Annotated in this window: 8 protein-coding genes; 5 read left to right on the plus strand and 3 right to left on the minus strand. The window is 70.0% G+C overall.

Translation table 11 applies throughout. From position 1 onward, the window contains the following. Positions 1-201 precede the first annotated feature (201 nt). Genes Q1K33_RS19385 through coaE form a run of 3 tightly spaced genes read left to right on the plus strand, consistent with a single transcriptional unit; the run spans position 202 to position 2,224 of the window. Complete coding sequence (locus Q1K33_RS19385) at positions 202-705, plus strand: RNA polymerase sigma factor (protein WP_300406401.1); 504 nt, start codon at positions 202-204, stop codon at positions 703-705. A 28-nt stretch (positions 706-733) separates the two neighbouring features. Then, complete coding sequence (locus Q1K33_RS19390) at positions 734-1,588, plus strand: hypothetical protein (protein ID WP_300406402.1); 855 nt, start codon at positions 734-736, stop codon at positions 1,586-1,588. A 42-nt stretch (positions 1,589-1,630) separates the two neighbouring features. After that, positions 1,631-2,224: a dephospho-CoA kinase gene (coaE, locus tag Q1K33_RS19395; RefSeq protein ID WP_300406403.1), complete on the plus strand. Its 594-nt coding sequence runs from the start codon at positions 1,631-1,633 to the stop codon at positions 2,222-2,224. Here coaE and Q1K33_RS19400 read toward each other — a convergent pair. The 3 genes from Q1K33_RS19400 to Q1K33_RS19410 all read right to left on the minus strand — a co-directional run bounded on the left by Q1K33_RS19400 (position 2,205) and on the right by Q1K33_RS19410 (position 6,109). After that, entirely contained in the window at positions 2,205-2,660 is a 456-nt protein-coding gene (locus tag Q1K33_RS19400; protein ID WP_300406404.1) for a GNAT family N-acetyltransferase, read from the minus strand. The two genes, coaE and Q1K33_RS19400, sit on opposite strands and share 20 nt — an antisense overlap. A gap of 142 nt (positions 2,661-2,802) precedes the next feature. Continuing rightward, positions 2,803-3,768 carry a sigma-70 family RNA polymerase sigma factor gene (locus Q1K33_RS19405; protein ID WP_300406405.1) on the minus strand — a complete coding sequence of 322 codons (966 nt, stop codon included), beginning with the start codon at positions 3,766-3,768 and terminating at the stop codon, positions 2,803-2,805. A gap of 184 nt (positions 3,769-3,952) precedes the next feature. After that, positions 3,953-6,109 (minus strand): S9 family peptidase, encoded by a 2,157-nt coding sequence (locus Q1K33_RS19410; protein ID WP_300406406.1) that lies wholly within the window; start codon positions 6,107-6,109, stop codon positions 3,953-3,955. Between the two features lie 37 nt (positions 6,110-6,146). Here Q1K33_RS19410 and Q1K33_RS19415 point away from each other — a divergent pair, with 37 nt between their 5' ends. Together Q1K33_RS19415 and Q1K33_RS19420 are read left to right on the plus strand one after the other, a co-directional pair. Further along, entirely contained in the window at positions 6,147-6,839 is a 693-nt protein-coding gene (locus Q1K33_RS19415) for a 5-oxoprolinase subunit PxpA (protein WP_300406409.1), read from the plus strand. 414 nt (positions 6,840-7,253) lie between these two features. Beyond that, the coding region (locus Q1K33_RS19420) for a carboxypeptidase-like regulatory domain-containing protein (protein WP_300406407.1) at positions 7,254-10,086 on the plus strand (2,833 nt) is incomplete at its 3' end.

Consider the following 10,086-nt stretch of genomic DNA (forward strand, 5'->3'; position numbering starts at 1 on the left):
AACCTAGGAAGCCGGCGTTGCCGATTACTACCAAATGGAATTAATTCCGTGTAACGCCCGACCGAGCGCATGGCGACGTCGAGGCCGTGGCGACCCTCGTCGCCGACGAGCTCGACGGCTCCACTCATCAGTCTTCTGAGACAGATGGGAACTCGTCGTGTGCTGCGGACATGACTGGGTATGAGCCCACCGGAGGACACCATGACCGACCCGTCGGAGACCGAGCTCGCAGCGGCGCTGCAGGCAGGGGAGCGCGAGGCGCTCGCCAGTCTGTTCGACCGGCACGCCGACCGGATCTTCGGCCACTGCTTCCGCCTGACCGGTGACCGCGCGGACGCCGAGGACGCGACCGCGACGACGTTCCTCGAGGTGTGGAGCCACCACCGGCGCGTGCAGGTGCACGAGGAGTCGGCACTCCCGTGGCTGTACGGCGTCGCGACCAACGTCTGCCGCAACCTCACCCGCAAGCGGCGCCGCCACCTGCAGGCCGTCGCCCGGGTGCCTCGGGAGAGCAGCGCCCCGGACCACGCCGAGTCCGTGGCTGAACGTCTCGACGAGGAGAAGCGGATGCGGTTGGTGCTCGACGCGATCGAGCGGCTGCCCCAGCGCGAGCGCGACGTGCTGTCCCTCGTCGCGTGGTCGGGCCTCAGCTATGAGCAGGCCGCCGCCGCGCTGGACATCCCGGTCGGGATCGAGCCCGACTGACCTCCCACGACCTTCCAGGAGTCTCCTCATGAACGACGACCTCACCCCTCCCGACGTCTCGCTCGACCCGGCCGCGAAGGCGCGGATCCGGCAACAGGTCCTGGCCGGAGTCCAGGAGCCGGCAACAGAGCGGCGCTGGCTCGTGCCGGCGGGTGCGGTGGCAGCCGTTGCCCTGATCGCCCTCGTCAGCACCGTCGTGGCGTCCGGTGGCGACAACATGCCCGAGCTGGCCCCGGCCGGGCCGGCCACGGTCACCACGACCGATGAGCCAACCAATGAGCCGACCACCGAGCCGACCACCGATGAGCCGACCACTGACCCCGAGCCTGCGAACGCGCCCGCCGCGCTCGAGACCGCGTGCCGGCCCGAGCTCGGCATCGAGAAGGCCGAGGAGGTGCTCACGTTCTCCGACGACCTCGGCAGCGCGGCGTTCTACAGCGACGGCACCCGGTGGCAGCTCTGCAGCGTGCACGGCGACATCGTGACGGTGCAGGCCGACGAGACGATCGCCCGTCCGTCGCGCTTCGACTCGGTCGAGCCCTACCAGGTCAGCACCGACACGGTCGTCGCCGCCGACGGCACCCTCAGGACGAGCTTCACCGCCGGGGGCGTGCTCTACAGCGATCGAGACGAGTACCTGTCCATCGTCTACACCTTCCCCGGGGGCGTGACCGTGCCGGCCGAGCTCGCCGAGGGCCGCGACGGCGCGGCGTACTGGGCGATGGACTACACGCCGACCGACGGCCCCCTCGCGGACCCGAAGGTCAACCAGACGAAGCTGCCTGAGATCGAGGTCGAGATCTCCTACGAGGGTGGGTTCGTGCAGGGCTTTCCGCTCGAGTGGGGGATCGACACCTGCGCCCAGGTCAACCACGGCTGCTGAGCCACGCCTCCACACCGTCGCCGGCCCCCGTACGGTGAGTCCATGCGCGTAGGACTCACCGGCGGGATCGCCTCGGGCAAGAGCACGGTCTCGGCGATCTTCGCGGAGCTCGGAGCGGTGATCATCGACGGCGACCAGCTCGCCCGCGAGGTGGTCGAGAGGGGTACGCCGGGGCTCGCGGCGGTGGTGGAGGCGTTCGGCCCCGAGCTGCTGACGCCCGAGGGCGACCTCGACCGGCCGGCGATGGGCGCGATCGTCTTCAACGACGAGGCCAGGCGCAAGCAGCTCGAGGCCATCGTGCACCCGCTCGTCTTCGAGCGCTACGCCGAGCTGGAGGCCGCCACCGGCCCCGACGACGTCGTCATCCACGACATCCCGCTGCTGGCGGAGTCCGGCCGCGCCGACGAGTTCGACGAGGTCGTCGTCGTGGACGCGCCCGAGGAGCTGCAGGTCCGGCGGATGCTGGAGGACCGTGGCTGGACCGAGGCCGATGCCCGTTCCCGGATCGGCTCCCAGGCCCGTCGCGAGGACCGCCTCGCCATCGCGTCGTACGTCGTCGACAACACCGGCTCCATGGAGGACCTGCGGGCCCGGGTCGTAGAGATCTACGAGGGGCTCACAGCTCCCGCGTCATGAACGTGCTCAGCGGGTCCGGCCGGTAGCACCCGAACGGGTCGCACTCCACGAACCCGTGCGCGAGGTAGAGCCCGTGCGCGGGGTGGAAGAACGCGTACGACCCGGTCTCCAGGCTCACGCGGGAGAAGCCCGAGGCCCGAGCCTCGTCGAGCACGTGGACGAGCAGTCGCTGCGCGATGCCCTCGCGGACGCGGTCCGGGGCGGTCCGCATCGACTTGAGCTCGGCGTGGCCGTCGCCCAGATCCTTGAGCGCCGCGCAGCCGACCAGCTCTCCCGCGTCGTACGCCGTGTAGAAGCTCATGCCGGGCGCCTGCAGGCCCGCCAGGTCGAGCACGTGGGTCGACTCGGGAGGGCCCATCGAGCGCAGCTGGGCCACATGGGCCTCGAGGAAGGCCACCACGTCGGGGTCGCTCAGGTCGCCGGGGCCGATCAGCACGACTCCAGGCTACCGATCTCGGCCGGGGGCGGGAGCACACGAAAGCCTCCGCCAAGGGGGTGGCGGAGGCTTTCGTCGGTTCGCTGCTGCGCCCGGGTGGGTGGGTCTGGCAGCGGTCAGGGGTGCGACCGGGCAGCGACGATCAAGCGGCCAGGTCGGGGTCACCGATGCGGCGCAGCTTCTGCAGCGCCTCCCGCTCGAGCTGGCGGACCCGCTCGGCGGAGATGCCGTGCTTGGTGCCGATGTCGGCGAGCTTGTGCTGGCGTCCGTCGACCAAGCCGTAGCGCGAGCGGATGATGTCGGCCGCCCGCTCGTCGAGGTGCCCGACGAGGGCGTTGAGCCGGTCGCGGGCCTCGACGTCGAGGACGGTCAGGTCAGGCGAGGGGGAAGTCTCCTGCGCCATCAGGTCGCCCAGCGAAGTGTCGCCGTCCTCGTCCACGGGAGTGTCCAGGCTGACGTGCTCGCGGCCCCAGGCCATCAGGTCCAGGACGCGATCGACGTCCAGCCCGAGCTCGGTGGCGATCTCCTCGGGCTCCGGATCGCGGCCGAGCTGGCGCTCCAGCGTGCGGCGGGCACCGCCGACCTGGTTGAGCTCCTCCACGACGTGCACCGGCAGCCGCACGACGCGGGCCTGCTGGGCGATGCCGCGGGTGATGGCCTGACGTACCCACCAGGTGGCGTAGGTCGAGAACTTGTAGCCCTTGGTGTAGTCGAACTTCTCCACCGCGCGGATCAGGCCGGTGTTGCCCTCCTGGATGAGGTCGAGCATCGGCATCTGCGCCCGGCCGTACTTGCGAGCGATCGACACCACCAGTCGCAGGTTGGCGGTGATGAAGGTGTCGACGGCCTTGCGGCCCTCCTCGGCGAGCCACTCGAGCTCCTCCTCGGAGGCGCGCATCGGCGCACCGCCCTTCTTGCGTCCGACGCGACCCTCCGCGAGCAGTGCCTCGGCCATCAGGCCGGCCTCGATCGTCTTGGAGAGCTCGACCTCCATGGCTGCGTCGAGCAGGGGGTTGCGGGCGATCTCGTCGAGATACAGGCCGACGCTGTCGCGGCCCTCGATCTCGCGCGTCACCCGCGTCGTCTTGGTTGCGGTCCTGGTTGCCATGGGGACCCTCCTTACGTCTTGGCCAGGTCTCTGGCCACGTCTGTTACAACGGTGGCGGGGTGTGGTGGATTCCCACATCACCCCGAAGGCTTGGAAGTCCTTCGTGGGTAAGGACGCTCCGGATTGGCCCAGAGTTGCCGAGCGAGCCACATCTCAGGGACTTCTCAGGGCAGCAGCCGACTTTTCAGACTGGGGACGTGGGCTCCGGAGCCAGACCGAGCACGTCGAGCACCCACGCGAGGGTGAAGGCGCGGTCCTTCCAGGCCTGGTAGCGGCCCGACACGCCGCCGTGACCTGCGGACATCTCGATCTTCATGATCACGTCCGGTGACTCGACGACCTCCCTCAGCCTGGCGACCCACTTGGCCGGCTCGACGTAGAGCACCCGCGTGTCGTGGAAGGAGGTCTCGGCCAGGATGGCCGGGTAGCGGCGGGGTGCGACGTTGTCGTAGGGGGAGTACGCCGCGATGGTGGCGTAGGCCTCCGGGTCGGCCTCGGGGTTGCCCCACTCGTCGTACTCCGTCACCGTCAGCGGCAACGACGAGTCGAGCATCGAGGTGAGCGGGTCGACGAACGGCACCCCGGCGACGATCCCGGCGAAGTCGTCGGGAGCCTGGTTGGCCACCGCCCCGGCCAGCAGGCCGCCGGCGCTGGCCCCCTCGCCGACGATCCGGTCGTGCGTGGTCCAGCCTTCGGTGACGAGGTGGCGGGCGGCGGCGACGAAGTCGTCGAAGGAGTGCTGCTTGTGGGCGAGCTTGCCGTCGTCGTACCAGTGCCGGCCCATCTCGCCGCCGCCACGCACGTGTGCGATCGCGAACGCGACGCCGCGGTCGAGCAGCGACAGCCGAGCGATCGAGAAGGAGGGGTCCATCGACATCTCGTAGGCGCCGTAGGCGTAGAGGTGAAGCGGCAACGGCTGCCCGGAGGCGCGCGCGTCGCGGCGGCAGACCACCGAGACCGGCACCGAGGCGCCGTCGCTCGAAGGGGCCCAGACGCGGTGTTCCTCGTAGTCGGCGGGGTCGTAGCCACCCAGCACGGGTGCGCGCTTGAGCAGGCTCAGCTCGCGGCTGCGCACGTCGTAGTCGTAGACCGACGACGGGATCGCCATGGTCGTGTAGCCCAGACGCACCGTCGGCTGGTCGAAGCGAGGGTTGGCGCCCGACCCGACGGTGTAGACCGGCTCGTCGAACTCGACGAGGTAGTCGTCGACCACGCCGTGAGCACCCGCCTCCCCGAGCTCCAGGATGCGCAGCTGGGTCAGGCCCTGGCTGCGCTGGTGGACCACCAGGTGGCCGGCGAACGCGTCCACGTCCTCGAGCCGTACGGCGGGGTCGTGGGCGATCAGCGGGGTCCACGCGTCACGCGGGGTCGGGCTCGGCGGGGTCACGCCCAGCTCGAAGTCGGCTCCGGAGCCGTTGTGCATCACCAGGAACCGGTCCTCACCGGCGATGACGGCGTGCTCGACGGAGTACTCCAGACCCTCCTGGCGAGGCGCGAAGCAGCGCAGTCCGAGCTCGGGCGCGTCGGCGTCGAGCACGTGGTACTCGCTCGTGGTCTTCGAACCCGAGGCGACCATGATGAAGCGGTCGGTGCGGGTGCGGCCGACGCCCACCCAGAAGCGGCCGTCGGTCTCGTGGAAGACCAGCTCGTCGTCGGCCTGCCGGGTGCCGAGGCTGTGGCGCCAGATCTTGTCGGCGCGCCAGGACTCGTCAACGGTCGTGTAGAACAGGTCGCTGCCCGAGCGGTCCCAGGTGGCTCCGCCCAGGGCTCCGACGATCTCGTCATCGAGCAGGTCACCGGTCGTGAGGTCCTTGACCCGGATCGTGTAGCGCTCGTCTCCCACGACGTCGATGGCGTAGGCGAGCAGGGTGCTGTCGGGGCTGATGCTCGAGCCGCCGAGGGAGAAGAAGTCGTGGCCCTGCGCGAGCTCGTCGAGGTCCAGCAGCACCTCCTCGCCGGGCAGCGCGGGCTGGTCCGGGGAGGCGTCCTCGGCGGGCTGCGGCGGCGTCCAGTCGTCGGGCCCGCTGACCGGTACCCGACAGGAGGCGCCGTACTCGCGGCCCTCGAAGGAGCGGCCGTAGTACCAGTGGTCGCGCAGGCGTGACGGCACGGACAGGTCGGTCTGCCGGGTCCGCGCCTTGATCTCGTCGAAGATCGTCCCCCGCAGGTCGGCGAGGTGGGCGGTGCGTGCCTGGGCGTAGGCGTTCTCGGCCTCGAGGTGGGCGACCACCTCGGGAGACTCCTTCTCACGCAGCCACTCGTAGTCGTCGACGCGCTGGTGGCCGTGGTGCTCGCTGGTGACGGGTCGCCGCGCGGCGGTGGGCGGCAGGGGCTGGCTCATTGGACGAACGGTAGCCGGGTGAGAGGCTCGGGTCGTGATGGCACAGCCGAGGACGATCGACCTCAACGCCGACCTCGGCGAGGAGATCACCGACGACGCGGCATTGCTGCAGGTGGTCACCAGCGCCAACGTCGCGTGCGGCTACCACGCCGGGACGGCGCAGATCATGGCTCGGGTCTGCGAGGGAGCGGTCCAGCACGGTGTCTCCGTGGGAGCCCAGGTCTCCTACGCGGACCGGCCGAACTTCGGGCGAGTGGCTGTCGACGTCGCCTACGAGCTCCTCCGGGAGCAGGTGGCGCACCAGGTCGGCGTGCTCACCGAGATCGCCCGGGCCGCCGGCACCGACGTCCGCTACCTCAAGCCCCACGGCGCGCTCTACCACCGGGTGCTGGACGACGAGGAGCAGGCCGCCGCGGTGCTCGACGGGTCAGGTCGGCTGCCGGTGCTGGGCATGCCCGGCCGGCTTCTCGACCAGGCCTACGCCGCGGGACGGGCGGTCCTGCTGGAGGGCTTCCCCGATCGTGGCTACGGCGAGGACGGGCGGTTGCTGGCGCGCGATCAGCCCGGTGCGGTGCTGGACGACAGCGCCCGGATCGCCGCCCGCGCGGTCGACCTCGCCGCGTCGGTGCACTCGGTCTGCGTGCACGGTGACAGCCCGGGGGCGGTCGGCCACGCGCGGGCCTGCAGGGCGGCGTTGGAAGGTGCCGGGTTCGTGCTCGGGGGACTCTGACTCGAGGGCGTCCGTCCGCGCCGCGGGGTGTTCGGAATGGGCGAGGCGTCTAGACCAGTGTCCGGGATTGTGGCTTTCGCTGGTCGCCGGCGAGGTGCCGTGGTCGAATGCGCCTGCTGGTCGTCAAGGGGTGACGACGCGAAGCTCGAACGGTGGCACTTCATGCTCCCCAGTCTCATCCTCGTCGCAGCGGCGCACCACACGTCGGTGCTGTCGACCAGCCGCGCCACCCGTCTCCGACATGCCTGTCCAGCACCGGCTCCTCGGCTCGTGCCGAGCAGGTGCTGACGGCGCTCCCGTAGGCCTACCCGGCCTCCTGGGCTGTGGGCTCCACCTGCGCGCGAGCGCCCCGTGGAGCAGCAGTCCGAACCCTCTCCCGTGGATCACTTGGAACATCCGGAGGAACGACCACCTATGCACATTCGCGGTTTCCTGGTCAGGTTGCTGGCCTTCGTCGTCGCTGTCAGCGGCGCATCTCTCTGGGCGGCGACTCCCGCCCATGCGGCCCCGGTCTCGGTGACCGGCTCGGTCGTTGCCGCCGACGGCGGCGCCGCCATCGAGGGCGCCTACGTCTATGCCGACGGCCCCGACTACGACGAGGACTACACCTCGTCCGACGGCAGCTACGGCCTGAACCTCGAGCCCGGCGTCTACGACCTGTACGCCGAGGCCGACGGCTACCTGGACGGCTACCTCGAGTTCGAGGTGACCGCCGGCACCACGGCACTGCCGGACTTCGAGCTGGAGGCGCTTCCGGACCCGGTCGCCGTCACCGGCTCCGTCATCGACGCAGACGGCGGAGCGGCCGTCGAGGGCGCCTACGTCTACGCCTACGGAGACCTCTACGACGAGGACTACACGTCGTCCGACGGTAGCTACGGCCTCGACCTCTCGCCGGGCTTCTACGACCTGTACGTGGAGGCCGACGGCTACGAGGACGGTCACCTCGAGGTCGAGGTGACCGAGGACACCACCGCGCTGCCGGACATCGAGCTGGTGGCGCTGCCCGACCCGATCACGGTGACGGGGTCGGTCGTCGACGCCGACTCGGGTGACGGCATCGCGGGAGCCTCCGTCGAGGCGTACGGAGATACCTACGAGGAGGTCGAGACGCTCGGGGACGGGACCTTCAGCATCGACCTGCGGCCCGGCTACACCGAGTTCTACATCTACGCCGAGGACTACGACGACGGCTATGCCGAGGTCGACATCGCCGAGGACACCACCACGCTCCCGCCGTTCGAGCTGACCGCGCTGCCGGACCCGGTCACCGTGTCCGGGTCGGTCGTCGACGCCGTGACCGGTGACGGCATCGCCGCCGCCTACGTCGAGGTGTACGGCGAGTTCTCCGGCGCCGAGTTCGAGACCGATGAAGCCGGCGCCTTCACGGTGGAGCTGCGTCCCGGGTCCACCGAGTTCTACGTCTCTGCGGAGGACTACTTCGACGGCTACTTCGAGGTGGAGATCACCGAGGACACCACCACACTGGACCCGTTCGCGCTGAGCAAGCCGGTCGAGGGCATCAACGTCAGCGTCTACGACGACCCGTTCGGCCAGCCCGTGTCGGGCGCCGAGGTCTCGCTGGAGGACGGGGGCGGCGCTGTCACGACATCGCTGACGGGCGAGGACGGCAAGGTGGCCTTCGGGGGCCTCGCCGAGGGCGCCTACACGGTCGACGTCGCAGCTCCGAGCGGGTACAGCGACGTCGAGCCGATCGAGGTCTTCTACTCGGGCGGCTTCGAGTACGTCGAGTTCAGCCTGCCCGTGGACTTCTCGTGCGAGCCGGCCGCGGCCAATCCGAGCCTGACCAACATGGGCTTCGAGGACGGCCTCACCGGCTGGACGCTGGGCTACCAGACCGAGGGCACCGAGGTGACCGGCGCGGACGCCTTCACTCCTCCGTGGGAGGGCGCCGCGATGGCTCGCCTGGGCTCGTCACAGCCGAGCAGCAGCGAGGACCAGCCAGAAGGTCCGAACATCATGTGCCAGGACTTCGTGGCCACGCAGGCGGAGGAGAAGTTCGCGTTCAACTTCTTCACCTACGACTACACCGGCTACGACGAGTTCACGTTCGACCTGGTCGTCTCCGACCCTGACACGGGGGAGACCCTCGCGGCCTTCCGGCAGGGCGCGTTCGGTGAGGGGACTGCGCTGAAGACCTCGGGGTGGCGTGGTGTCCAGCTCGACACGTCCGACAACATCGGCGACACGCTCCGTCTGTCCTTCCGGGTCGGGGGGACCTCGGACGACCTGTACGCCTTCTGGGGCTACCTGGACTCGGCCGACACGTTGCCGCCGACGGTGCAGACGACCCCGACCGAGGTGGAGACGACGTCGGGCAGTGTGACGACGGACCCGACCACCGGGCTGCTGACGGTGGCGATGCCGTTCAGCGACCCCTCGGACCTGACCGTGACCGTGCCGGCCGCCTGCGCCGACCCGGAGGTCGACCCGACGTCGGTCAGCCTCGTCCTCAACGGCACCGTCTTCGAGGCTGCCGAGGGCGTGCCGGGGAACTACACCGCGACGATTCCGGCCGGACAGATCCAGAACGGTCCGCTCAACGTCCAGGTCGTCTGCGACGGCGAGACCACGGTGGTCACGCCACTGGGCGAGATCGTCCTGTACGACCCGAGCGGCATCATCACCGATGCCGAGAGCGGTGAGCCGGTGGTGGGTGCCGAGGTGCATCTGTACAAGGTGCCGTCGTGGTCGCCGCAGGTCGGTGAGCCGCCGTACGCCGAGAACACGTGCGAGACCAACGAGACCAAGGAGCCGGGCTCGGACTGGGACCAGCCGGCCCCGACGGATCTCGGTGAGCTGGTCAACGCCGCGAGCCCGGGGATCTCGCCGAACGTGAACCCGTTCGTCACCAACAACGTCGGCTACTACGGGTGGGACGTGGCCGAGGGCTGCTACTACGTGCAGGTGACGGCGGAGGGCTACGACCTGCTCGTCTCCCCGGTCGTGGGTGTCCCGAGCGAGGTCACCGATCTCGACCTCGAGCTCCAGCCGATCCCGGTCGACACCACGCCTCCGGACACCACGATCACCGGTGGTCCGGCGGAGGGTTCGACGATCGCGGTCCCGACGGCCACCTTCACCTTCGCCGGTGACCCCGTCGACGACACCAGCTCGTTCGAGTGCAAGCTCGACGGCGGGGCCTTCGAGGTCTGCGGTTCGCCGCGGGCTCTGAGTGGTCTGGTCGACGGTGCGCACACGTTCTCGGTGCGGGCGATCGATGCGG

The sequence above is a fragment of the Nocardioides sp. genome (assembly GCF_029937575.1).
GTDB lineage: Bacteria > Actinomycetota > Actinomycetes > Propionibacteriales > Nocardioidaceae > Nocardioides.